This window comes from Virgibacillus sp. L01, assembly GCF_052246775.1.
Classification (GTDB): Bacteria; Bacillota; Bacilli; order Bacillales; family Amphibacillaceae; genus Lentibacillus.
On record NZ_JBQQCP010000001.1, the window covers coordinates 205,990 to 232,629 of the forward strand.

Genomic DNA, 26,640 nt, shown 5'->3' on the forward strand with positions numbered 1-26,640 from the left:
CTTGTTTACTTAATCAACGCGTTCGGATCAATAATCAGCGAAACCTTTCCATCACCCAAAATGGTTGCCCCTGAAATGGCATAAACATTCTGTAAATAATTGCCTAGTGATTTTAGAACCACTTCCTTTTGTCCAATGAAGGAATCGACCATTAAACCTGTCATTTTTTCACCCTTTTTTACGATTACAATCGAATAATACTTGTCATCCAATTCTTGTTTGTCTTGAACATCAAATACCTCTTGTAAGGAAATGAGTGGAATAATTTTCCCTCTAAAATCCATTACTTTTTGCTTATGGGAGTACATGATTTTATCCTCTTGTAATAAAACAGTTTCCATAATTGAAGATAGAGGAATAGCATACGTTTCACTTTGAACATTTACCAATAATGTTGATAGAATTGATAGTGTCAATGGTAACTGAATGGAAAACTTACTGCCTTGCCCAGCTTCAGATTCAATTGTTATGTTTCCACCAAGGGATTCAATCTTCATTCTGACTACATCAAGCCCTACCCCACGTCCTGATATATCCGATACATTGTCTGCAGTACTAAAACCTGAAGAAAGAATAAATTGATAGATATCTTCATCCTTTAAATTGGTAGAGCGTTCAGCTGTAGTCAATTCATTATCGATTGCTTTACTTAACACTTTATCGCGATTAATACCACCACCATCGTCTTCTATTTCAATGAAGACATGATTTCCGCTGTGATAAGCACGTAATGTTAACCTTCCTTCTTCTGGCTTTCCACTTTCCTTGCGCTTATTTGGTGATTCAATTCCATGGTCAACAGAGTTTCTAATCAGATGTACCAGGGGATCTCCAATTTCATCAATAACCGTCCTATCAAGTTCGGTTTCAGCCCCAATGATTTCTAAATCAATCTTTTTGTCTAAATCTTTTGCCAAACCTCTAACCATCCGAGGAAAACGATTAAAAACTTGTTCAACAGGAACCATTCTCATTGTTAATATTAAATTCTGCATATCTTCTGAAACTCTTGCAATATGCTCTACTGTATCTTTCAGCTCTTGATTATCCGTCTCTTTCGAAATATCTTCTAATCGGCCTCGATCGATGACTACCTCTTCAAAAAGGTTCATTAAATAGTCAATTCGTTCACTATTTACACGTATCGTTTTGGATGAAGCTGTTTTCCCACTCGTACTTTTCGATTCATCTTGAGGTTGATCAACATTCTTTTTGTCTTCATCACCACAGTTTACCTTATTATCTTCACCAGTGAAGTTAGAGACATCCACTTCCCGGACCTCAGAGACATTCTGTATACGATTTTTTATCTCCACCGAAGACTCTTCTGATACTAGAATAAGAGAAAATTGCTGTTCAAATTCTTCTGCTTCCAACTCCTCTACGGTAGGGACAGATTTAATAACCTCTCCAACACCCTCCAAAGCTTCGAATACCATGTAGGCACGTGCCGCTTTCAACATACAATCCTCAGATAACGTAACGGTAACGTGATACGTATGGAATCCCTGTTCTTTAGCTTGGGATACAACTGTTGTCTGATATTCATCGAGTTTGATATTTGTATTCGAATTAATAGTTTCTTTATCCTTCAACGAATCTACATGTGTAGTACCATTTTCCATTTGTTCTAATCGAGCTACAAGATCTGTAACATCTTTCTTCCCATTCCCACCTTCACTAATAGAGCCAACCATTTCTTCTAATGATTCAAGTGCAAGAAATGAAATATCAATTACTTCTTCATTTACTTCCAGCTCACTGTTTCTAATTTTATCCAAGACATTTTCCATTTTATGTGTCAACGAAGCAATATCCTTAAATTCCATTGTTGCTGACATACCTTTTAATGTGTGAGCTGAACGAAAAATTTCACTAACAATAGTAAGATCTTCCGGGTTTTTTTCTAAATTTAAGATGTGGTCGTTAATGGCCTGTAAATGTTCACTGCTTTCATCTAGGAACACTTCTATGTATTGATCGGTATCCATATGGATCCTCCTCTCTGTTTCCTCTAATCTACTAACAGGTAAATCTCCATCAACCCTGCCTTTTCAAATTCTACCGATACGTGAAGGGCCTTTTCATAACCTGATAGTTTTGTATTCCCTTGTATAATAGTCGGAGAAGTAATATCCATATTTATGCCCTGACTTACAATATTGGTAGATAACCCACCAGCTATCATATTCCCTAGTTCACCACTAAAGGATGTGAGCATTTCCCCTTCCAGTGCCATTCCGAACATCGTTTCTCCAATTAAAGCAAAAACAGTGGGGGCTCCCGCCAAGATTAGTTTCCCTTTAATATCACCGGTAATACCAATCAGTGCTCCATACTGAATTTCCAAATAGTTTTCTAGTATTTCTGGCTTCGATATTTCATGTTTAATAGGGACAACTGTTTGTATCGCTGTGTACGTCCCATTTAAAACATTCTTTATCGATTTGTTTCTTTCTTGAATTGATATCGACATAAAAAACATCTCCCTTACTTGTTAAAATTAAAAATGACCATTCTAACAACGATAGAATAGCCAAAAAATTAATTGGTAGCCAGGCGATCATCGAGGCGGGTATTTAAACCCTTCCACCACATTAGATCCTAGGCTTTGCGTCCTGTCCTTTCGAATAGTTTGCCTTTATCTTCTTAGAATATAGGTAATTAGTATTAACTCTTGAAATATCTTAATACAGAATAAAATTAAAGTCAATCTTTTTATTGAAAATTGTTAATATTATATTAAATTACTTTTAACTTTTAGGCTTTATTTCGTGATTTGGTAGTATCAGAACTTCCACTCGTCTATTTCTCGCCCGGTTTTCAACACTATTATTTGGTGCTACAGGGCTGTGTTCACCAAATCCTTTGGCACTGAATTTCCTTGGATCTAGGTTGTCATTTTTGAGTATTAACCGCATAAAGTGGACTGCTCGCATGAAGCTTAGATCCCAATTAGATTCAAACTTCCTAGTATGTATAGGTCTATTATCTGTATGTCCGCTGATTATTATTTGGTGAGGTGGGTCTATGTATAGGAACTTAGACACTTCTTTCGCAATTTTCTCCCCCCTTTCTTTAACTTTTGCACTACCTGAATCAAAAGAAATATCATTTACAATAGTAATTAATAGACCTTCTTCTGTAAGTTTAATCCCCAGTAGTTCGGATAGATTGTTCTTCTTGATGTATGTATTAATATCTCGCTGTAACTTCTCAAATTTATTCAATTCGTTAGTCTGTTCACTCTCTTTTTCTTTCTCATTTCCTTAGTTGTTTGATTCTAATGGTTTATCAACTGGACTTTGGTTTTGCTCTAAAATCCCTTTCCCCCCTGTAAATTCCTCTCGAAAAACTTGTGAAATCTGGTCGTATTTTTTCGTATCTATTTTACTCATCGCAAACAGAACAATGAATAAGGCTACCAATAACGTTAATAAATCGGCATATGGGAGCAGCCATGATTCGTCAACATGAGATTTGTTATTCTTTTTCGTTTTCCGCATATTCTCCCCCTGCTCTAACTTTTCCAACTCCTTTTGGGATAGATAGGAACTTAATTTATCCTTTATTACTTGTGGTGAATCTCCTGTAGTAAGGGATAACACACCTTCGATAATTATTTCTTTTGAAAACACTTCATCCTTAGATTTCTCTTTCAATTTGTTAGCAAACGGATGCCACAAAACGTAACCTGTAAATATACCAAGTAATGTCGCTATAAATGCAGCTGAAATGGCATGGCCAAGTGCTTCCATATCATTCATATCTCCAAGAGCTGCAATCAATCCAATTACAGGTGGGGGCATATGTACCTGCTTGTGTAAAGATTGATATGCCTTTTTGATGTCTTTCCTCCATCGCATACACTTTCTCAAACAAAATTTCTTTAATAAAATCAGGAGATTGTCCATCAATCGCTAATTGCAGTCCCGAAGATAAGAAAGAATCGTTTACCTGATCTATTTCACTTTCAAGTATTAACAACCCTTCTTTTCGAGTTTGTTCAGCCCAATTAGTAAATTTTTCAATTGTCATCGCTATGTCATTGTGATTTTCGTCTGTGAAAATTATCTTAAACAGAGCAGGTACTTTTTTAAGCGTGTTCATTGGGAACGCTATACAAACAGAGGCAGCTGTTCCTAATAAAATAATCAATTTAAAAAATATTATTTTACTTTAAAAGACCAAATAAAAAGACAGTCCAATAGATAGAACTGCCATTTAAAGATCATATTATAAAACCTTTGTTGGTAGCTAAGTCGATCATAGTTATGTAACCTTAGACCTTAGCTTTGCGTCCTACCTTTTCAGATAGTTTGCCTTTTTCGTTATTTTTCTATATTGCATTTAAACCAACATTAGTCAATGTTATAAAACAAACCATTTTTTCTTAACTGCCATTAGTGCAGCGTTTGTCCTATCTGATACGTGTAGCTTTCTCAGAACTGAACCGACATGATTCTTCACTGTTTTTTCAGATATATAAAGGCTCTCTGCTATAATGCAGTTTTTGTTACCTTTTACAATTAGCTCCAAAATATCCCACTCACGTTCTGTTAAGATTCCACTTGGTCGTATTGTTTCTCTTCCGGCTATCCTTTTATAATCATCCAAAAGAATATGTGATAAGAACGGATGAATATATTGCCTACCATTTAACATACTTTTAATCGCGAAAATCAATTCGCTTGTATCCATTCCATTATAAAAATATCCATGTAATCCCATTTTGAACAATTCAGCTATAAAATCACTATCTGCATCCGAAGTCCAAATCGCTATTTTTACATTATGGCTGGAGTGAAAATTGATTATTTCAAGCAAATTTATGTCCGTATCCACATCTATAATAAGTAAATCTGGTAGATCGTTCTTTCTGGAGTCATAGGCCAGGAATTTGTGCTCAGGCATTTTATCTTGTAATACGTTTATAATTCCTTCTCGCAGTAAATTTGATTCTTTTATAATTGTTATTCTACTCACTAAACTTAAACCTCTCCAAATTTATTAATACCTTTTTTTCACATAAAAAAAGACTACTCTACGTAGAATAGCCAGGATTTTTTCATAACAAAAAAATCAAAATTCTGGTAACCAGGCGATCATAGTAGTGAAATAGGAGTAATTATACCCATTAAAACTTTAGACCCTAGGTTTTGCGTCTTACCCTTTCGGATAGTTTGCCTTTTCCTTTTAAAATATAGGTATTTTGTAGTAGTGCTAAAAACATACTAATTTATGAAAATATAAAAATCAAGTTAATTTCTACATCATTTTCAAAAAAAATACATTGCTGACTTGTATTTGTCATCAAATCGTCACTCAATATACAAATTTTCCCAATAAAAATAGCGATTATTTGTTTCCAGTAAGTCTACTATATTGCATTCAACGATTCATAATCTATTCTCCATTTCATACAATTAAAACAAGCCAATTGACGTAACAATGAATCTTTTGATAGTTTTAAAAGGCGCATTAAAAAGCGCTTACAAAAACAAAGGAGGAAATCTAATTGAAAGCATTAACATCATTTTTCGACCGAATGGTTCAACGATATTTACCTGATGCATTTCTTTTTGCAATTATTTTAACGTTTATCGTTTTCATTTTAGGGATGGGTGTCACGGGCAGTACAGCCATTGAAATGACGCAATATTGGGGAGAAGGTTTCTGGAACTTACTGGCCTTTGCCATGCAGATGTCGCTTATCGTAATAACTGGCTACATACTTGCAAACACGCCGCTTATCAAACGATTGCTAGCAAAGATCAGTACACTTGCAAATTCACCTGGTCAGGCAATCATACTTGTAACATTTGTTGCTGCTATTGCATGTCTGATTAACTATGGCTTCGGTCTGGTTGTTGGGGCATTACTGGCGATCCACGTGGCAAAACGTGTTCCATCAGTAGACTATCGTCTACTAATGGCGAGTGCATATAGTGGATTCCTGTTATGGCATGGTGGTTTTTCCGGCTCTATTCCATTATTAATTGCAACACCGGATCACTTCCTGCAGGATACAATTGGTACAGTTCCGGTAACTGAAACGCTTTTTAGCGGATTTAATATTTTCATAGTCGTTACATTGCTAATCACACTTCCACTTTTGAACAGGTTCTTAATGAATTCACGCGGCCCGCTAAACAATACAGATGCTTCGACATGGAAATCGGAGGATCCTGAGCCAGAGGAGAAATCTCCAGCTAAGGGAGACATGACACCAGCTGAACGTTTGGAAAACAGTCAGATCATCTCCTTATTAATTGGAGCTATGGGTCTTGCCTTTATCGTTTATCACTTTACGCAAAACGGCTTTGACCTGAACATAAATATTGTAAACTTTATTTTCCTATTCTTAGGAGTTATTTTCCATAAAACGCCACGTCGTTTCCTTACCAGTGTAACAGGGGCGGTTAAAAATGTTGGCGGAATTATCATTCAGTTCCCATTTTATGCCGGTATTATGGGCATGATGGTTGCATCTGGTCTGTCACAGGAAATGTCCATGTGGTTTGTGAGTATTTCAACTGAATATACATTGCCATTATTCACCTTTATCAGTGCTGGGATTGTGAATTTCTTCGTCCCATCAGGTGGCGGTCAGTGGGCTGTGCAAGGGCCAATTATGATTCCGGCAGCCCTGGAAATTGGTGCAGATACAGCAAAAACAGCGATGGCCGTTGCATGGGGTGACGCTTGGACAAATATGATCCAGCCGTTCTGGGCATTGCCGCTCCTCGCAATTGCAGGTTTGAAAGTCCGCGACATCATGGGCTTCTGTGTGATGATACTATTGTATAGCTTCATTCCGATATCTATCGGACTATTATTCTTTTAATTAAAAAGCTGTCATCCCACCAGGATGACAGCTTTTTTACTATCTAAATAGCTTGCATGTATTTCTGCCTTGTTTTTTTGCCTCATACAATGCTATATCAGCATTCTTTAACATAGAAGACGGTGTTATATCCTGCTCTGACATTGCAATTCCCATACTGCTGGTTATCTCAAGTGTCTTATCGTTCGCCTTCCATGGCTTTCTGATAGCTCTTTGAATATTTTCCGCAATGGCAACAGCATTCTCTGCTGATCCAATTCCCGGTAATAGAATAACAAATTCATCCCCGCCCCACCTTGCTACTATATCCACGTCACGAATCGATCTACGCAAACGATTTCCAAACTCCTTAATAATGCTATCTCCAACGTCATGACCCATGTTATCATTAAATTCTTTAAAGTGGTCTATATCCAACATGATTACTGCAAGAAAAGTATTATGAACCTTAAAATCCTCTAGCATTTGGTCTATCCGTAAATTTAACAGACGACGATTTGGCAGTCCGGTTAATGGATCATGATGAGCAAAATCCTCTAGCTTCATTTCATACTCTTTTTGCAAACTTATGTCTCTGGTCAATACCAGCATATGAATAAGATTATTTCCATTATCATAAACTGGGGTGCCGCGTGATTGCGACCAAACAATTTCGTTCTGATGGTTATATTGCCTTATTTCTACTGTGAAAGACTCACCACTATTAACAGACTGGATAAAAACCCCCTCCAGCCGCTTTCGGTCATCATGATGCACATTATGTAAAAAATACTTACCGGTATATTCTTGACTATTATGTCCTAAAATTTTTTTATAAGATGGTGAAGCATATATTATTTTCCCTTTCTCATCCATTAAAGTTATTAAATCATTCGCATGTTCGGCTATAATTTGAAATCTCTTTTGACTCTCTTCTAATAGTTTTTGAGATTTTAATTGCTCCGTTATATCCCTAAAAATGCAATAAACACCAATTACCTGTTCATTTATTATTATCGGTGTAATCTTTATCGACAAGCAAATCCTATCCCCCGCTTTATTATGAATTGTCAGGTGTGAATCTTCAGTTGCTCCACTTATAGCTCCGATGAAAAGTTTTTCCGCTAATTGTTTATCCTCTTCAACCACGAATGAGTCCCAGGTTGAATCAATATATTCTGAAGGTGAATATCCAGAAATCGACTCAACAGCAATATTTCCATTTGTAATATGACCATTTAAATCCAGAGAAATAATCGCATCTGAATTATGATGGAATAAGGAATGATATCTTTCTTTATTTTCATGAAGCCTATCCCATGCTACTTTTCTATCAGACTCGGCTACTTTTTCCTTGGTGATATCTTTAACCACTCCTACAACCTGTTCACATTGCTTCATTTCATTAAATAAAGGAGTTAACACAGTTTTAGAATAATATTTTTCACCTAAATGGTGAGGTATGTATGAATCCTCAAAGGTTACACTCTTTTTGCTTATAGCTGCTTCCTTATATTGCTCATATAAAAAGTCTGAATGGTCGCGCGTGCATACTTCCCGAATTGTTTTACCTAATGCAGCCTGAGTGATTTCCGTTCCTTCCATTGCGGCCCGATTCACAAAATCATATTTAAATTCAGATCCATTTTCTACCTTCATTACAAATACCATGTCACTCAAACCATCCATTAATACCTTGTCAAAAATTACACATTCACCCTCTATTATTTCAATATTTTTAAAAAAACGTACACACCTTATATAACAGACTAAAACTCCACTGGCAAGTACATTAAATTAAGGAAGTTTAAAATCTTTTGTGATAAAATGGTAAGTATATTTACTGAGTAAAACTAGGAGGACAGGTCATTGCATTTTTTTGTAAAACTCGGATTAAACTTAATAAAGATGAGAAACTTGACGTTGTTGCTCTCCACCGTGATCTTTGTAATTCTGTGCACCTTCGTTATGTACTTCCTGGAGCCTGATAACTTTGAGAGTTTGTTAAATACTTTCTATTATGTCATGACAACCTTTTCCACAGTTGGTTATGGTGATTACTCGCCGATTACCGCAGCTGGAAAATTGTTCGCCGTACTTATGTATATGGTAGGAATTGGCCTGTTAGGGGTAGTTATTGGAAAAGTTGTTGATGTATTTTCAATCTTTAGGAAGAAAAGGGAGGAAGGTAAAGTGGAATATACACAGGAAAATCACATCATTATCATCGGATGGGGAAAGAAAACAGAGTCTGCTGTAGATGAAATTTTAAATTCAAACGAAACTGCTGAAGTCGTGATTATTGATACATTGCCAAGATCACCGTTTGATGTATCGCTAGACAGAGTTCACTATATTCAAGGAGATACAACCGAAGAAGAAACATATAACAAAGCCAATATCACAAAGGCAAAGGCTGTCATTATATTTTCGGATGATAAAATCTACGAACCATCCTTGCGTGACGCAAAGACGTTAACTGTTGCGATTGTCGTGGAACGATTAGCACCAACTGCTCATACAACTGTCGAAATCCTGACGGAGAAACACACCGCCAACTTTGCACATGTAAAAGTAGACGAATTTATTTTATCGCAGGAAACCATTTCAAGCTTGGCAGTCCGTTCGGCAATGTATAAGGGCGTGAGTAAAGTATATTCACAGTTAATCAGCAGACAGCATGGCGAGGATCTGTTTAAGATTTCCAAAAAAGACGATTGGTCAACCTATCATGATGCTTTCAAGGATTTACTAAAGCAAGGCGCAACACTCATCGCTGACCGCGAAGACCTGGATATTAATAGACGACTAGATGAAAAAATACCAGATGACGCGGAATTGTATGTGATATGTGATAATGAAACATATGAAAAGATTGTTTAAGCTTTAAGGACCAGGTTTCTAGACCTGGTCCTTTTTATATTCCGTTATAATTTCGTCTTTGCGATTTTGCTATCCAAATCCTCATATCCATAATAATCAATTGTTTCATATAATTCCTCTCTTGTTTGCATATCATCAAGCATGTTTTTCTGGGTACCAGTTTGACTGATTTCCTCAAAAACGCGTTCATATGCTTTTGCTGCAATACGAAGGGAGGTAACTGGATAAATGACAATGCTATAACCAAACTTTTCAAATTCACCTGCGCTATAATATGGGGTTTTCCCAAATTCAGTCATATTTGCTAAAAGTGGTGCATTAACTTCCCTTTTGAATTTTTCAAAGTGTTCTTGCTTTGTTAAGGCCTCCGAAAATATAATATCTGCACCCGCTTCAACATACAGGTTGGCACGTTCAATGGCACTATCTAGCCCTTCAACACTAACTGCATCAGTTCTTGCTACAATTACTAATGAAGGTGCAACTTCCTTTATTGCTTTGATTTTTTGCACCATTTCTTCACTGGGGACCAGTTTTTTTCCATTTAAATGACCACATTTTTTTGGCAAATCCTGATCTTCCATCTGTACAGCTGCGACGTTTACTTCAAGCATTTCCTTTGCCGTTTTTACGACGTTCAATACGCCTCCATAGCCTGTATCTATATCTACTAAAAGTGGCATGTCTGTTGCTCGAACAATTTCTTTTGAGCGCACCGCAATTTCCTCTGAATGCACAATACCTAAATCCGGTAATCCTTTACTAGCTGTATAGGCTGCACCAGATAAATAAAGCGCCTCAAAGCCAACACGTTTTGCAACCAATGCGGCCATTCCATCATGTGTACCAGGGATTTTTAAGATTGATTCACTTTTAACCAGATTCAAAAACGTAGCTGCCAGTTCCTGTTGTGATGACTGCTTTTGAGTTAACCAACTCACGCAAACCACTCCTTCCATTAAATAATTAATTCAGCCATAAAGTTGTGGACTGCTGTTTTCCTCAAAGAAGTTAAGTCATTGCACATATTGTAAATTTCCTGTGATTTTTTTTCAGGGAATCGTGTTGAAAGGTTCCCCTTGAATTTCTCTTTTAATTTTGGAATACCCTCTTCCCGGCGAAAACGATGACCCAATGGATACTCCCTTTCTACCAATTTAGTGGAGGTACCATCGTTAAAAAATACCTGTACAGCATTTGCAATTGAACGCTTCTCAGAATCTAAATAGTCAATAGTATAGTTTTTATTTTCCATAATTTCCATCTTACCCCGCATTTGATCGATTCTTGGATCTCGGGCAACGTCATCTTCATAATGATCAGCCGTTATATTTCCAAAAAGAAGCCCGATTGCTGTAATGTATTGCAGACAGTGGTCACGATCAGCAGGATTATATAATGGACCTGTTTTATCTATAATTCGGATTGCAGATTCATGTGTTGTAATAGCAACCTTCTCTATTTCATCAAAACGTCCATGTAAGCTATCATGTAATTCAATTGCACACTCTGCGGCCGTTTGTGCATGAAATTCTGCGGGATATGAGATTTTAAATAGGACGTTTTCCATTACATAAGATCCAAACTCACGTCCTAACACTAGCTTCTCACCGCCAAATAAAACATCTTCAAAACCCCAACCATTGGCAGATAAAGCAGTCTTGTAGCCCATTTCCCCGTTAACAGCCATCAAAGCTAACCGTACGCCGCGACTAGTTGCATCACCAGCGGCCCACGATTTTCTTGAACCTGCATTTGGAAAATGGCGATATGTACGTAAGCTTGAGTTATCGATCCATGCATTAGACAACGCATTAATAATTTCTTCCTTTGTTCCACCAAGCATTTTCGTAACAACAGCAGTTGTAGCTACTTTCACATATAATACATGATCAAGTCCCCGCCGATTTAAACTGTTTTCCAGCGCCAAAATACCTTGAATTTCATGTGCTTTAACCATTGCGGTTAACACCTCATCCATTGTAAGAGGAGCTCTCCCTTCAGCAACGTTTTTTCTGCTCAAGTAGTCAGCAACAGCTAATATACCACCTAAATTATCTGAGGGATGCCCCCATTCAGCTGCAAGCCAAGTATCATTGTAGTCCAGCCAGCGAATGATTGTTCCAATATTAAAAGCTGCTTGTACAGGATCTAACTCATATTGCGTACCTGGCACCCTACTGCCATTCGGAACCATCGTGCCAGGGACAATTGGACCTGAATGTTTGGTACATGCTGGATAACGTAATGCTAAAAATCCACAACCTAATGTGTCCATTAATACATGTGATGCTGTTGTAATTGCTTCCTGACTTTCTATTTCACCATTTAAAATATATTCAGCTATTTCCTCCAAAATAAGATCAGTATCTGTGTTTTTCATTTTATACCTCCATTTACCAATAATAGATTGCTGCAAAAATTGCCGTTATCATAATTACCAAACTGGAAAAAATCCCAATAGTATATTGCTCCCTCTTATTTAAAATACCAGTTTCATAGGCTAAAAAAGCTGTTGGGGAATGAATTGGCAATACCATCACCCCTCCAATTATCATAATTACTAAAAAGGCGAGTTTTTCAAGTGGTATACCTATTAATTCAGAGTAGGACATAACAATAGGGAAAATAACAATCATCGCAGAAGATGGAACAACAAATAAAAATCGTAATAAAAGGATAAATACAGCAATTGCTATGATTTTTACTACAATACTTACATCAGGTGAAACAACACTAATTAATTCCTTTGCCAGGACACTTGCCGTTCCATTCTCAGCCATCAACATCCCTAACGAAAAGGAAGAACCCAGCAATAAAAAATTTTCCCAATCATAGTCACGAATAACTCTATTATTAATCAAGTTAATTTTTGGCATTGAGTATAGAACAACTAAAATCATCGGAGGCAATAGTAACGGAATATATCTTTGATCCGTTACAATCCACGTTACAATCATGACTAAGAAACTACTAATCACAATCCAAAATAGGAATGGCATTGTTTTTTCCCTTTCTTGGTCATGTACCAAGGGTAATTGCTTTTGATCATTGAACCATTCATCATCCGGTAAAGTCCTTTTCAAAAACTGCCAGACAAACAACACAACAATTAAAGACCCTATCCACAGTGGTGGACCGATTTGTAAAATCCAATCTAGCCACCCGATATTCGCAACGTTATAATCCCTTAATAGCTGTGATGCAAGAATCGGAAACCCGCCACCAGTAAAAATAATCATTGTTGCATTCTGATTAAGCATGCCAATTACATATAGACAATACTTTTCAAACAAACTTTTTTCTGGATAGCCGTAATAATGATTTAATTTTGCGACTAAAGGTAACAGCATCTTAAATCTAGCAATAGCTGAAGGCAAAATAATTGGTAAAAACAAAATGAAAATTGGTAAGGAAGCTATAACTATTTTAGGACCGCCCTTACTAATTTTTAATAGGAAACGAGCAATTACTCTGTCTACCCCAACCTTAACTAACGAATGACTTATCAGTGATAACATCAAAATAAAGTATAGTGCTGGTGATAAGAAACCAACCATAGCTTCTTCCACACTATCAACCAGATTTAATAAAAGCATACAAGCTAGTAGTAAAATACTGGTCGAGCCTGTTGGAATTGGTGCAGCTACCCACAGATAAACAGCTAATAGCAATAAACCTAATGTAAGCTGCTGTTCCAATGTAAAATTCAATAGAAATGTTGACCTTCCAATTATAAAAATAAAAATTAAGGCAAAGAACATTAAATAATGAATAATAAAATGCTTTTGTAACCTAAGAACCCTCATCTGTAATTACCCTTTTCGACTGCGGATTTGGCGAATAAGCGGGAATGTAAATGATAATAGCGCCACCAATAATAATGAAAGTGAAATAGGATCCTTGATGAACACCATCATACTGCCATTTGAAATGGTTAATGCCTGTCTAAAGGACTGTTCCATCATACCCCCAAGAATAAATGCCAAAATTAATGGTGGTGCCGGAAATGCAAAAAGGCGCATTAAAAACCCAACAACTCCAAATAGCAATAACATATATAAATCAAACGTGTTAAAACTAATAGCGTATACACCTATAATACTGAACATGATTACAAGTGAAATCAGTAGCGGACGTGGTATTTTTAGTATTTTTGCAATATATGGGATTAAAGGTAGGTTTAATACTAAAAGGAAAACATTACCTAAATACATACTTGCAATAATTCCCCAGAAAATTTCAGGATGGTCCGTCATTAATAATGGGCCAGGTTGTACCCCTAATACCATGAATGCACCTAGCATTACTGCTGTAGTACCAGAGCCCGGGATACCTAAACTCAATAGCGGTACGAACGCTCCACTTGTTGCAGCATTATTAGCAGTCTCTGGAGCAGCAAGTCCTTTGACAGATCCTTTCCCGAATTCATCAGGATTTTTCGCGATCCGCTTTTCTGTGATGTATCCGATAAATGATGCGATGGTTGCACCTGCACCAGGGAGTACCCCCAAAACAAATCCAAGAAATGACTGTCTTGCCACAGGACCTTTCATCTCATTGAAATCGCCTTTGGTCAGCCTTAAACTACCCAGGTTATGTGCGTTGTTAACAGATAAATCCTTCCTATTTATAATTAACGAACACACTTCAGCTAGGGCAAATAGACCCAATGCAATAACTAGAAAGTCAAGTCCTTCCAGCAGATTAACATTTCCAAAAGTATAGCGCTGTGTACCAGTCTGCGCATCAATTCCAATTGTTGCGACCATAAACCCAACAACTGCTGAAATCAATGCTTTAACTGTTGAGCCCTCCGATAAACTGGATATGGCTGTTAGTCCCATAAACATTAAAGCAAAATATGCTGCAGGACTAAATGCTACTGCCACACTTGCAAGTGCTGGTGCGAATAACATTAGTAAGACAACACTTACTGTTCCTCCAGTAAACGAAGCAACTGCTGCAATTGCCAGTGCCTTTCCTGCTTTACCTTGCTGGGCCATTGGATATCCGTCAAATGCCGTTGCGACGGTACCTGAAATTCCAGGGGCATTTAATAATATCGATGCTGTTGACCCGCCAAATACTGCACCATAATAAACACCTGCCATCATTACTAGGGCAGTAGATGGTTCCATTCCATATGTAATAGGAATCATTACGGCAATTGCAGTTATCGGGCCAAGTCCAGGCAACATACCAATAAATGTTCCAACGAATACACCAATTAATACAAATAAAATTCCTGTTAAACTAAAAGCTACTTCAAATCCTGTCATAAGACCATCTAGTGAACCCATATGCTACCTCCTTAATGTGTTGCTCTAAAACGGTAAAATTCCTTCCGGTAAACTAATTTTCAGAAATTGGGTAAAGGTCAAGTAAATAAAGAGAGGAAATAAAATTGAAACAATAACGTTTGTTTTAAATTTTTTATACCCAAGAAACCACGAACTGAAAAAGACAAATATTGCTGTTGATACGATAAATCCGAGAACTTCAAGCAAAAGTATATATAAAAAGATAAATATAAAAACAGCCAATAATGCTCCTATATCTTTTTTCGGAATATCTCTTCGTGCTTTCTGTTCTTCTGTTTCGGAATCTTTTGTAAAATATAGAAGAACTGCCAACCCTAGCAATACCCATCCCAACCCTGTTGGAATAACATCTGCATCAACCGGAGAATATGGATACGAAGGGAGGTTTGAAGTCATATATAGATATCCAATACCTATAAGGATTAAAACTATACTTACTTTTTGGTTCAATGTTTTTAGCATCTTTTCACCACCTAATAATCATCTTTTAAACTATAAAAGGTAAAGCCAATGACCATGATCATTGGCTCCACTAAATTTAACCTTATTTTGCAATTCCTAATTCATCTAACAAGCCTTTAATTTCTTTCTTTTGTTCATCTAAAAATGTCTGGTACTCTTCGCTGTTCATATACATTTCGCTCCAGCCATAATTTTTCCTGATATCAGCAAATTCCTCTGATTCACTTAGCTTCTTGAATTTTTCTTCATAGTATTTAACAGCTGCCTCATCCATATTTGGCGGTCCAAAGAATCCACGCCAGTTTACAAATGTAGCATCAATTCCCTGCTCTTTTGCAGTAGGGAATTCAGATAAAACCTCACCTTCTAAACGTTCTTCTGATGTAACTGCTAATACTTTGATTTTGCCTGCCTTAACTTGTTCGATAGTTTCTGCAACACCCGTTGAAAACACATCAACACTGCCATTTAGTAATGCTGTTAAAGCGCCACCATCTTGGTCGGAAACATATTTCACTTTCGTAACATCCACACCAGCAGCCTTAGCTATTTTCATGAATTGAACATGGTCCATACTACCTGGTGAAGAGGCACCAACTACAGTAATGCTGGATGGATCCTCTTTCATATCAGCAAATAACTCATTTAAGTTATCCCATTTTGCATCGGCAGCTACTGCGAACGCTGCATAGTCAGCAATCATATTTGAAAGCGGCGTGAAATCTTCATGCCCATACTCTGATTGCCCGTTAAGTGGTACTAATAAAATTGGTGGAGATGAAACAAACAAATCAGTATTGCTTCCTTCCTTCTCTGCTATTGAAGCCCAACCAACGGCGCCACCGCCACCAGGTTTATTAACAACACCAATATCCTGTTCGATAATTCCAGTTTCATTAAACGTTTTTCCTACCATTCTAGCAGTTGTATCCCAACCGCCACCTGCTCCAGATGGAGATACAATCTCGATTGGTTGTTCTGGAGACCAATCTCCAGAAGAAGTATCACCTTCTGAACCACTTGCGTCTTCACTTCCACCTGAACATGCTGAAGCGATAACCATTAATAGGACTAATACTAAAAGTGATAATAATTTTTTCACTACAATTTCCCCCTTTTGTTATTACAATGAATATACGCTACTCATTGCATCTGCAACTAAGTGTAGTCTAATATTCAATAAATGTAACCGTTTTCAAAATATTAAATAATAACAACTTTTAATGTATTTTGTTTATTTTGTTCACAGTATTTTCTCAATCTTTATAATGAAATGAATAAAAAAACACCTTGAATTTTATCAAGATGTTCTCCTTTTAATATGATATTTTCTTTCTGGTCTGCCGACAATTCCATATTCTAATTCTGCTTTACAAGTACCTTCTGAAATCAAGTGTTCCAAATACCTCCTGGCAGTAGTTCTTGAGGCCCCAATTTTCACACCCATTTCCTCTGCCGTAATACCTTCAGACATCTCAAACATGATTTGTTCAATTTTTTCCAATGTTAATGGATCAATTCCTTTTGGTGTTTCCTTTATATTAGATTTTCTTTGTTTTGCCTGACCAAAGTATTCATCTAAAAAAGATTGATTAATTTCTTCTTTTTCATCGAGTGTCTTTTTTGTATCCTTGTACTTCTCAATTGTTTCAACAAATCGATCCATTTTCACAGGTTTTATTATATAATCGAACAACCCTTTTCGGATTGCTTCTTCAATCATTTCTTTATTTGTCGCTGCAGATATCATGATAATATCAAGTTGAGGTTTTAAGTCACGCATTTCCTTAATAAGTTCAATGCCGAGAATATCTGGCATGAAAATATCTAATAAGACTAGGTCTGCAGAAGTTTCTTCAACTAACTCTAATGTTTCTTTGCCGTTCAACGCTTTGCCTACAACTTCAACTCCTCTAATTTTCTTTATAAATTCCTCATGAATACCAGCAACTCGATAATCATCCTCTGCAATGATGACATGAATCATTTAATCACTCCCCCATCTGTTCCTTAGGAATAAATACAGAAAATACAGCTCCACCATTTTGCTGATTATGAACCTCTATTACCCCATTTAACTCATCAACGATTTCTTTCACCGAACCCAGGCCATATCCGCGATCAAATTTTTCCTTTGTAGAAAAACCTGTATCAAATATATAATCGAGGTGTTCCTCTTTAACCCCACAACCATTATCAGAGATATCAAATATTATATCCTTACCAATATCTGTTGCGAAAAATATTACCTGTTTTTTATATTCACTCTCTGCAACTGCTTCAAATGCATTATCAATTAAATTACCTAATATTGTTATTAATTTTGAAATATCAATTCGCCTTGGTATATGCTCAAGTGAACTATTACTATCAATCTGAAAATCGATCTTTTTCTCAGATGCTTTACTAATCTTACCTAATAATATAGCTTGTACCGCCTTATCTTTGATTTGTTGAAATACAACGTTATTCTGTTGCAGATGAACGGCTGATTCTGTTTGAATAAGTTCAATTGCTTCATTATAGTGTCCGAGCTGAAGTAGACCGGATAATACGTATAGTTTGTTGGTATATTCATGGGTATGTGCACGAAGATCTTCAGAATACCTTCTAACTTCTGACAAAGCATTAAGCATCTCATTTACCTCTGTCTTATCACGAAAACTTGCTACAACACCAACAACTTCATTATTTTCAAAAATAGGAGTACGGTTCACAATTATTTCTCTATCCCCAATAAACATTTCTTCATCTCTTTTTTGTTCTTTTGATTTTAAAACGTTATACATTTTCGTATTAGGGATTACTTCTTCTATTTTCCTGAAACTATCATCATCAGATAACCCGAGAATTTTCCTGGCAGATGGATTCATCATCGAAATATAGCCCGCTTTATCAATTGCAATTATTCCTTCTTTGATTGACTGCAAGATTGCATTTCGATCCCGGTACAACGATGCTATTTCATGAGGTTCTAGCCCATGAGTATCTTTCCGGATATTTCGTGCTAATAGTATACCCCCAATCACCCCGATAACCAAAACCAGTAATGATATACTTATAATCTTTACTAATTTATCAAAAACAATAGATCTAATGTCTTCTACCATATATCCAACTGAAACAATGCCAATAATCTTCCCTTGATCATTGAAAATAGGTGCCTTTCCGCGTAATGATGGTCCTAAACTCCCAACCGCTCTTGATGTATAATACTGACCATGAACTAATGCTTTACCATTGTCGCCACCCACCATTCGTTTACCTAATTTATAGTCATCAGGGTGGGCATATCGAATACTGTTGGAGTTTCCAATAACAATAAACTCAGCACCTACTTTTTTCCTTATTCTTTCAGCTATTGGCTGAATTACTTCAGCAGGATTCTCTAGTTTAAATGCATTTTTCACTGAAGGCATAAAAGATACTGCGGTTGCTACATGCAAGGCTTTTTCCCCTATATTCTTAGAAGTTTCCTCCGACTCAATATATGAAATGATACCAGCTAGCGAAATCGTCACGAATAATATCAGCATAATAATTAAGCCTAAGATTTTAGTCTGCAAGCTGACTCGTTTCATATGTTATGTACAACCTCTCCATGTCTTAATTGTAAACCTATCGTTAACTTATCATAATAGTAAGTAAATTAGAAGAAGAGATTACTCTATATATCAACTTTCACAACGTAAAATGCACGCATAATCCTTAAGGAATAAGAAAGGCTGAAGATACACTACTTGAGTTGACTTTGGATCAAAGGTACGTATTTGGTATAAAATGCGACGTAGTCAAGATCTTCTATAGCACCACTCGGTACCAATGCAACATCTGCTCAAGCTAGCACTTTCGCATTTTTACTATCCATAGGTTCACTCATCAGGGTTATGAGAACACAAACACTGTTTAATTTGCATGAAACGTGTCTTCATCGGGGTTATGAGAGCACTTACGCTGTTCGAATTGTGTGATACGTGTCTTCAGCAAGGTTATGAGAGCACTTACGCTGTTCAATTTGCATGAAATGTGTCTTCATCAGGGTTATGAGAACACAAACGCTGTTCAAATTGTGTGAAACGGTCCCTCATTGGGATTATACTCCACAGTACGTCGCATTTTATATCTTATGTGTACAAGAAAATTTCTATCAATGTTGACAAGGCAACAATTAAAAACGTTCTGAGATATCAAGACAGCTGTTTGAGCTTATTCTATAGATGCGAAAGTTGAGTCTGTATGTATTAGAAAACTTTCCATTTTCGCCATCCCCGTAGGTGCACTTATGCAATATCAAGGGATTTCTTAACTACTAAAAAGAGAGCATGCCCCCAAGCGAGGCATCCTCTCCTATTCTACTTTCGGGAAAGTTGCGCAACCACAATCCCGACTAATATAAGCATTGACCCGACAATAATTCCGGTCGTCAATGTCTCACCTAATACCCACCAGCCGAAGAACAATCCGAACACCGGCACTAGCAATGTTGATAGGGTTGCAGTGACCATATCAATCGTACTCAGCAGTAGGAACCAAACGGAAAAGCACAGTGCTGATGCCATTACACCAGTAAACAATATGTAAAATATGCTCTCTCCGGTTAGCTGAACAGGGTCTCCCCATTCTGCAAATAAGCTTGCTATGATAATTCCAATTGTCCCAAACAACATTTGATACGCTGTGACCTGGATTTTATTCATACCCTGTAAATTTATCCGATAGTAGACATTAGATGAAGCCCAGGCTATCGCGGCAGCAATTATAAGTATCTCACCAAAAATTACCTCAGGATCCTGCACCATGAAGATATCCCAGCCCAGAATCGTCACCAGTCCAAGCATCCCGATGCCTAAACCGATTGTTTTTCCGGCTGATATTTTTTCACCCAAAATCTTTACGGCAAAAATACTGCTCCAAAGTGGCATGGAATACAATAGTACCGATGATTTTCCTGCATCAACAAACTGCATCCCATACATCACAAGTAGAAACACAACTGATGTTTGTAAGATCCCAACAATAATCAGATGTTTCCACATATTTCGTGGCGGTCTACCAGCTTTCCACAGCCATACGACAAGAAGCAATGTGACCGCTCCTGTTCCAAAACGAAATGCCGAGAATGTAAATGGCCCCATGAAGTCAAGTGATGCCTTCATAAACACCCATGCATAGCCCCAGATAACTGTAATGAGCAAAATCAAAGCCCAAACAATCCATTTATTTCTTAGTATAGAATTCCCCATATTCGACAAACCTCTTTTTAAACCATAATTGTAGTGTTTTAAAAAGGAGGATAAAAAGGACCAGTCGGCTAAGTTCGCAACGTCCTGTTGCAACGCCGACACTAGCACGTCGTGTGCGTCGAAAGTTCGAGGCAGCGAAGCTTTGAGTAGCGGAATGTATGCATCTAATACATGAGCACAAGGAAAGCTACCCCGAATCTACATCGCACGCAGGAAAAGGGCTTTTCTTTTCCAAGGAACGGAAAAGCAAGCTAACGAAGAAATTCGATGTGTCATTTTTACCGGACTTTTTAAACAACCTCTAATAGAACCAGTATAGTAATTTCCCATAAGTCTAGCAATCAACTAGCCTTAATGAAACTTTATACCCACTCCAATGTTCACACGTTTAACAACTTTCCCAAGTTTTTTAATACCTACGTTGCATGGACGGTATCCTTATTTAGTTCTAAACTTGATGTAAGCCCTTACAATAATTGTCATAAGGAGGAGAGAGATGAGGAGAAAATTGTCGTATATTACATTATCCGTAATTGTTTCGACATCATTTTTTGCGACAACTGAATTGCCTGTAAGTGCTGACAAGGCGCCTAATCCGACCATTGAAAAGAAGGACAAGAAGAATGTCCAGGAAAAGGCTCACCCCAAATTCGGCTGGGGTACTCCAGGTCGAACATCACCTATTTTGCATCCAGGCTCAATAAAAGGTGCTGGTATGGTTGCAGAACCATTAAACGAGATTGATTCGGTAATGGAATCAATGATTGCTGATAACGTGATGCCTGGTGCTGTAACATTTGTTGCCCGCCGTGGCCACATTGTTCAGCATGAAGCATATGGTGATGCTGCGATTTATCAAGATGATAGCGGAAATCAGCTTGAAGACCCTGTTGCAATGAGCAAGGATACTATTTTTGACGTTGCTTCCCTTAGTAAAATATTCACGACCATTGCAGCAATGAAATTACATGAACAAGGGCATTTCAACCTGGATGATCCTGTTGCGGATTACATTCCCGAGTTTGCTCAGAATGGTAAGGAAAACGTCACAATCCGTCAGCTAATGACACACACATCTGGATTCAAGCCGTGGGTTCCCCTTTACACGATTGGCGAAAATAAACAGGAACGCCTGCAATATGTTTTCGAATACCCATTGGACAATCAACCGGGAACGACATACACGTATAGTGATTTAAACATGATTACATTAGCTGTTATTGTCGAACGGATATCCGGAAAAGGCTTGGATCAATTTGTAAAAGACAACATCACAGAACCCCTCAACATGACTAACACCATGTATAATCCACCAGAAGAATTAAAAGATCAGATTGCTGCAACTGAATATCAGCCATGGACAGATAGAGGTCTTGTCTGGGGCGAGGTGCACGATGAAAACGCGTGGTCCCTTGATGGAGTTGCAGGGCATGCTGGTGTATTTTCAACAGCAAATGATCTCGCAAAGTTAGGCCATATGATGATCAATGAAGGACGTTATGGCAGTAAACAAATTCTTCAGCCTGAAACGGTCGAACTGCTTGTCGAAAATCAAATCCCACAATTTCCAGGAGATGAACATGGTTTAGGATTTGAGCTTGCACAAGGCTGGTACATGGACGCCTTATCTGAATCATCAACTATTGGACATACTGGATATACAGGGACATCATTTGTAGTAAATCAAAACAACGACACGATTGCTATTTTGCTAACAAACCGTGTACATCCAACACGTGAAACAGTTTCTACTAACCCAGCCAGACGTCAATTTGCCCGCAAAGTTGCAGACGCAATTCCTGTTACTACACCAGGAAAAAAAGATACATGGTTCGCTGGTTATGGTGACAACGCTGACCAGACATTAACCGCTGAAGTCAATGTGAAAAATGATACGTCACTTTCATTTGACACCTGGTACAGAATCGAACAAGGATATGACTTTGGAGTTGTGGAAATCTCAGAAGATGGCGAAAACTGGACAAGTATAGGAGAATCCTTCACTGGCAGTAGTATCAATTGGCAGTCACAAGAAGTTGAAATTCCGGCAGGAACAAAATTTATCCGCTTTAACTACCAGACAGATACCTACACCAATGGCAGAGGATGGTATATCTCCAATCTTAAGCTAAGTAACGGTCAATCAATTGATTTCACAAGTCAAGACTGGGTAAAACGAAATTACTGATAGTGCGTGTTCAAAAAGGAGGATGAAAATGACCGAGTCGGCTAAGTTCGCAACGTCCTGTTGCAACGCCGACACTAGCACGTCCTGTGCGTCAAAGTTCGAGGCAGCGTAGCTTTGAGTAGCTGAATATATGGTTTTAATACATGAGCACCAGGGAATCTACCCCGAACCTGCATCGCACGCAGGAAAAGGGCTTTTCTTTTCCAAGGAACGGTGAGTCTTGCTAACGACGAAATTCGATGCGTCATTTTCACCGGACTTTTTGAACAACCTCTAAAAGGAGGAAAATGATGAAAGCAAAATTCAAATTATCCTTTATTATCCTAACAATAATAATGCTGACCGTTAGTCCATTGACTTTTACAAATAACACAGTAAAGGCAGCAGAAGATGAATCGGTTAACGACCTTATTCTTTTTCAAAATATACCACAAGCAACAGCACAAGTTGCTAACAATCAGGTAGATTTAAGCGCATTACACATTTACAGTGACGGTCATTTTAAGTCGACCACAGAAAATCTAACCTGGGAATCAACCAATGAAAACGTCGCTACTGTTAATCAAGATGGTGAAGTTACATTTACTGAACAGCCAGGGCGTTCATTTATAACAGTAACAGACGGCACTTATGAAGACAGGATTGCTGTAGACTATAAACCAGAGAATACAGCAAACAAAGGAAAACCCTCATTTTCAGGAAAAGTCGTCAAGCAGGAAAGTGACCGCTACAACGTAATTGATCATGCAATAGAAGGCATGTCATTGAAAGAAAAAATCGGTCAAATGCTTATGCCGGACTTCCGCAATTGGGATGGCGAAAATGTTACCGAAATGCTACCTGAAATAGAGCAGACAGTTAAAGAATATAACCTTGGTGGCGTTATTTTATTCAGAGAAAATGTTGTAACAACTGAACAAACAGCCGAATTGGTGGCAGCATATCAGGAAGCATCTGAAAAATATGGTTTGCTGATGACAATTGACCAAGAGGGCGGCATAGTTACACGCCTGCAATCAGGAACAGACTTCCCTGGTAATATGGCGCTTGGTGCGACACGCTCAACCGACCTTTCCCATGATGTTGGAAAAGCAATCGGTGAAGAACTTAATGCACTTGGCATCAATATGAACCTTGCACCAGTTATGGATGTTAACAATAACCCGGACAATCCGGTTATCGGTGTACGTTCTTTTGGTGGATCACCTGAGTTGGTTGCCGACATGGGCATCGCTTATACGAAAGGATTACAAAGCACCGGTGTAGCAGCAACTGCAAAGCACTTCCCTGGTCACGGGGATACAGCAGTTGATTCACATCTTGGACTGCCGGAAGTTCCTTATGATAAAGAACGCTTAATGGAAGTGGAACTTTTCCCATTCCAAAAAGCAATGGAAGCGAACATTGATGCAATCATGACTGCACATGTTACTTTTCCAAAAATAGATGATACAAAAGTTATTTCCAAAAAAGACGGAACCGAGATTTCTTTACCGGCAACACTTTCCCATAAGGTGTTAACTGGATTAATGCGTGAAGAAATGGGTTATGATGGCCTGATTATTACGGACGCATTAAATATGAATGCCATTACAGAACATTTTGGTTCAGTCGATGCAGTGATTCGTGCCGTTAAAGCAGGAACAGACATCGTTCTAATGCCTGTTGGACTTGAAGAAGTTGCTGATGGACTTCTAAACGCAGTGGAAACTGGTGAGATTTCAGAAGACCGAATCGAAGCATCAGTTGAACGGATTCTAACCTTAAAAATTAAGCGTAAAATCATCAAAGCAGAATCACCAACACCAGTAGACGAAATCGTCGAAAATGCTGAAGAAGTTGTTGGAGCTGAACAGCATAGGCAAGTTGAAACAGAAGTAGCAAATAAATCTATTACATTACTTAAAAATGACAACGCACTCCCACTGGACCTATCTAATGAAGAAAAAGTAGTTGTAGTAGGTAATTCATTCGTTGACAGTTTATATAATGCTGTGAGTAAGCACCATCCAAACACAGAGGTTATTCAGGCGTCAGGACCATTAAGTGATGAACAGCTAGCACAGGTACAGGACGCAAGCGCAGTAATTGCTGGTACGTACACGTATAACGTAAGCGGCCGTTCTGAAGACAGTTCACAAATGCAAATGGTTAACCAACTAATTGAAGAAGCTTCTTCCCCTGTTATTGGAGTAGGAATTCGTAATCCATATGACATCATGGCCTATCCGGAAATTGATGGGTATCTGGCACAATATGGATTCAGGGATGCAAGTTTTGAAGCAACTGCTGCATCATTATTCGGCGAGAATAATCCAACTGGTCTTTTGCCAGTGACGATTCCTGGTAAAAATGGCAACGCATTATACGAATTTGGACACGGGTTATCTTATTAAAATAGAAAAGGAGCGTATGATTTATGAAAAAGTATCTAGTAACCATAGCAGCACTTCTTTTTGTACTCGGTTCCTTAACCGCAGTCTACGCAACTAATGGAGATAACAACGGAAAAGCTAAAGGAAAAGATAAAAAGTTCGAGCTAGGCGTAGATGTCTTACTCGACGAACAAAAGGATTTAATCGAAGGCAAGCGAGTAGGATTAATTACCAACCCTACTGGAGTCGACAAGGATTTAAACAGCGTAGTTGATGTCTTACACAACGACCCGGATGTTAATCTAACAAAACTTTACGGACCTGAGCATGGTGTACGCGGTAGTGCACAGGCTGGCGAATACGTCGATTATTATATTGATGAAACGACTGGACTACCAGTTTACAGTTTATATGGCGAAACAAGAAAGCCAACACCCGAAATGCTTGAAAATATTGATGTACTAGTATTTGATATTCAGGATGTAGGAACAAGGTTTTACACGTATATCTACACAATGGCTTATGCAATGGAAGCAGCACAGGAAAACGATATTCCATTTGTCGTGCTGGATCGCCCGAACCCACAAGGTGGCACAAAAGTACAAGGACCTGTACTTGACCCAGCATATTCTTCATTCGTAGGTAAGTATCCAATTCCACTACGCCATGGCATGACTGTTGGTGAACTTGCAAAGTTATTTAACAATGAATACGATATTGGTGCTGACTTGACAGTTGTTGGAATGAATGGCTGGAAACGTAATATGAATTATGACGAGACACCATTAGAATTTGTTATGCCATCACCTAATATGCCAACAACTGATACGGCAACAGTTTACCCTGGTGCAGCATTAATCGAAGGAACAAACGCATCTGAAGGACGAGGAACTACGAAACCATTTGAATTGCTCGGTGCACCATATGTGAACAGCACTGAATTTGCAGCAGCATTAAATGAACTGCATTTGCCAGGAGTTGATTTCCGGGCAGCATCGTTCACACCTGCATTTTCCAAGCATCGTGGCACATTAAGTCACGGCGTACAGATTCACGTTACACACAAGCAATCATTTCACCCAGTAAAAACTGGTCTTCATATCGTAAAAACATTACACGATATGTATCCGGAGGACTTCGCATTCCGCGCTGAAAATAGTGCTGGCGTTTCATTCTTCGACTACCTTGTCGGAAATGGCTGGATTCGCGAAGCTATTGAAGAAGGAAAATCAGTAGAATATATGCAAGAACAATGGAAAGATGAATTAAATGAGTTTAAAAATATCCGAGAAGGGTATTTACTATATTAAGAGTTGATAGTTACCCCCATAACTATAAA

The 26,640-nt window shown here is 37.9% G+C and carries 20 protein-coding genes, 1 pseudogene and 3 riboswitches; of the genes and pseudogenes, 5 read left to right on the top strand and 16 right to left on the bottom strand.

Annotated elements, in window-relative coordinates; translation table 11 throughout:
• Positions 1-5: 5 nt before the first annotated feature.
• The 6 genes and pseudogenes from ACTWQM_RS00985 to ACTWQM_RS01010 form a co-directional block, all read right to left on the bottom strand.
• Entirely contained in the window at positions 6-1,991 is a 1,986-nt protein-coding gene (locus ACTWQM_RS00985; RefSeq protein WP_443256304.1) for a chemotaxis protein CheW, read from the bottom strand.
• Between the two features lie 23 nt (positions 1,992-2,014).
• Entirely contained in the window at positions 2,015-2,476 is a 462-nt protein-coding gene (locus tag ACTWQM_RS00990; protein WP_443256305.1) for a chemotaxis protein CheX, read from the bottom strand.
• Between the two features lie 71 nt (positions 2,477-2,547).
• Positions 2,548-2,650: riboswitch (cyclic di-GMP riboswitch) on the bottom strand.
• 103 nt (positions 2,651-2,753) lie between these two features.
• Positions 2,754-3,230, bottom strand: a complete 477-nt coding sequence (locus tag ACTWQM_RS00995; RefSeq protein WP_443256306.1) for an OmpA family protein — start codon at positions 3,228-3,230, stop codon at positions 2,754-2,756.
• Positions 3,231-3,269: 39 nt separating this feature from the next.
• Positions 3,270-3,458: a flagellar motor protein MotB gene (locus ACTWQM_RS01000; protein WP_443257064.1), complete on the bottom strand. Its 189-nt coding sequence runs from the start codon at positions 3,456-3,458 to the stop codon at positions 3,270-3,272.
• Between the two features lie 18 nt (positions 3,459-3,476).
• Positions 3,477-4,158 (bottom strand): annotated as a pseudogene (locus ACTWQM_RS01005) (MotA/TolQ/ExbB proton channel family protein); the annotation flags it as partial.
• 91 nt (positions 4,159-4,249) lie between these two features.
• A riboswitch (cyclic di-GMP riboswitch) is annotated at positions 4,250-4,334 on the bottom strand.
• A gap of 37 nt (positions 4,335-4,371) precedes the next feature.
• Positions 4,372-4,986: a LuxR C-terminal-related transcriptional regulator gene (locus ACTWQM_RS01010; protein ID WP_443256307.1), complete on the bottom strand. Its 615-nt coding sequence runs from the start codon at positions 4,984-4,986 to the stop codon at positions 4,372-4,374.
• 103 nt (positions 4,987-5,089) lie between these two features.
• Positions 5,090-5,198, bottom strand: a riboswitch (cyclic di-GMP riboswitch).
• 320 nt (positions 5,199-5,518) lie between these two features.
• Here ACTWQM_RS01010 and ACTWQM_RS01015 point away from each other — a divergent pair.
• Positions 5,519-6,847, top strand: coding sequence for a short-chain fatty acid transporter (locus ACTWQM_RS01015; protein WP_443256308.1), 1,329 nt, complete (start codon positions 5,519-5,521; stop codon positions 6,845-6,847).
• A gap of 39 nt (positions 6,848-6,886) precedes the next feature.
• On the opposite strand, the gene ACTWQM_RS01020 is transcribed toward ACTWQM_RS01015, so the two are convergent.
• The gene (locus ACTWQM_RS01020; protein WP_443256309.1) at positions 6,887-8,515 is read right to left on the bottom strand and encodes a diguanylate cyclase domain-containing protein; all 1,629 of its coding nucleotides are present in this window, start codon (positions 8,513-8,515) and stop codon (positions 6,887-6,889) included.
• A gap of 180 nt (positions 8,516-8,695) precedes the next feature.
• On the opposite strand from ACTWQM_RS01020, the gene ACTWQM_RS01025 reads away from it, so the two are divergent.
• On the top strand, positions 8,696-9,709 hold the full coding sequence (locus tag ACTWQM_RS01025) for a potassium channel family protein (protein ID WP_443256310.1): 1,014 nt from the start codon (positions 8,696-8,698) through the stop codon (positions 9,707-9,709).
• Between the two features lie 44 nt (positions 9,710-9,753).
• Here ACTWQM_RS01025 and prpB read toward each other — a convergent pair whose 3' ends face one another.
• The 9 genes from prpB to ACTWQM_RS01070 all read right to left on the bottom strand — a co-directional run bounded on the left by prpB (position 9,754) and on the right by ACTWQM_RS01070 (position 20,738).
• Positions 9,754-10,668: a methylisocitrate lyase gene (gene prpB / locus ACTWQM_RS01030; RefSeq protein ID WP_443256311.1), complete on the bottom strand. Its 915-nt coding sequence runs from the start codon at positions 10,666-10,668 to the stop codon at positions 9,754-9,756.
• Positions 10,668-12,092 (bottom strand): bifunctional 2-methylcitrate dehydratase/aconitate hydratase, encoded by a 1,425-nt coding sequence (locus ACTWQM_RS01035; RefSeq protein WP_443256312.1) that lies wholly within the window; start codon positions 12,090-12,092, stop codon positions 10,668-10,670. The genes prpB and ACTWQM_RS01035 overlap by 1 nt, the downstream gene beginning before the upstream one ends.
• Positions 12,093-12,105: 13 nt before the next feature.
• On the bottom strand, positions 12,106-13,518 hold the full coding sequence (locus ACTWQM_RS01040) for an SLC13 family permease (RefSeq protein ID WP_443256313.1): 1,413 nt from the start codon (positions 13,516-13,518) through the stop codon (positions 12,106-12,108).
• A gap of 6 nt (positions 13,519-13,524) precedes the next feature.
• Positions 13,525-15,012: a tripartite tricarboxylate transporter permease gene (locus ACTWQM_RS01045; protein ID WP_443256314.1), complete on the bottom strand. Its 1,488-nt coding sequence runs from the start codon at positions 15,010-15,012 to the stop codon at positions 13,525-13,527.
• 24 nt (positions 15,013-15,036) lie between these two features.
• Entirely contained in the window at positions 15,037-15,495 is a 459-nt protein-coding gene (locus tag ACTWQM_RS01050) for a tripartite tricarboxylate transporter TctB family protein (protein WP_443256315.1), read from the bottom strand.
• An 82-nt stretch (positions 15,496-15,577) separates the two neighbouring features.
• A complete protein-coding gene (locus tag ACTWQM_RS01055) occupies positions 15,578-16,558 on the bottom strand; it encodes a tripartite tricarboxylate transporter substrate binding protein (protein ID WP_443257065.1) in 981 nt (326 codons plus the stop codon).
• A gap of 237 nt (positions 16,559-16,795) precedes the next feature.
• A complete protein-coding gene (locus ACTWQM_RS01060) occupies positions 16,796-17,482 on the bottom strand; it encodes a response regulator (RefSeq protein WP_443256316.1) in 687 nt (228 codons plus the stop codon).
• Between the two features lie 4 nt (positions 17,483-17,486).
• On the bottom strand, positions 17,487-19,076 hold the full coding sequence (locus ACTWQM_RS01065) for an ATP-binding protein (RefSeq protein WP_443256317.1): 1,590 nt from the start codon (positions 19,074-19,076) through the stop codon (positions 17,487-17,489).
• 771 nt (positions 19,077-19,847) lie between these two features.
• Positions 19,848-20,738, bottom strand: coding sequence for a DMT family transporter (locus tag ACTWQM_RS01070; protein WP_443256318.1), 891 nt, complete (start codon positions 20,736-20,738; stop codon positions 19,848-19,850).
• A gap of 496 nt (positions 20,739-21,234) precedes the next feature.
• Here ACTWQM_RS01070 and ACTWQM_RS01075 point away from each other — a divergent pair, with 496 nt between their 5' ends.
• The 3 genes from ACTWQM_RS01075 (at position 21,235) to ACTWQM_RS01085 (ending at position 26,611) form a co-directional block, all read left to right on the top strand.
• On the top strand, positions 21,235-22,926 hold the full coding sequence (locus ACTWQM_RS01075) for a serine hydrolase (RefSeq protein WP_443256319.1): 1,692 nt from the start codon (positions 21,235-21,237) through the stop codon (positions 22,924-22,926).
• A 287-nt stretch (positions 22,927-23,213) separates the two neighbouring features.
• Positions 23,214-25,322: a glycoside hydrolase family 3 N-terminal domain-containing protein gene (locus tag ACTWQM_RS01080; RefSeq protein ID WP_443256320.1), complete on the top strand. Its 2,109-nt coding sequence runs from the start codon at positions 23,214-23,216 to the stop codon at positions 25,320-25,322.
• Between the two features lie 23 nt (positions 25,323-25,345).
• The gene (locus ACTWQM_RS01085; RefSeq protein ID WP_443256321.1) at positions 25,346-26,611 is read left to right on the top strand and encodes an exo-beta-N-acetylmuramidase NamZ family protein; all 1,266 of its coding nucleotides are present in this window, start codon (positions 25,346-25,348) and stop codon (positions 26,609-26,611) included.
• Positions 26,612-26,640 lie beyond the last annotated feature (29 nt).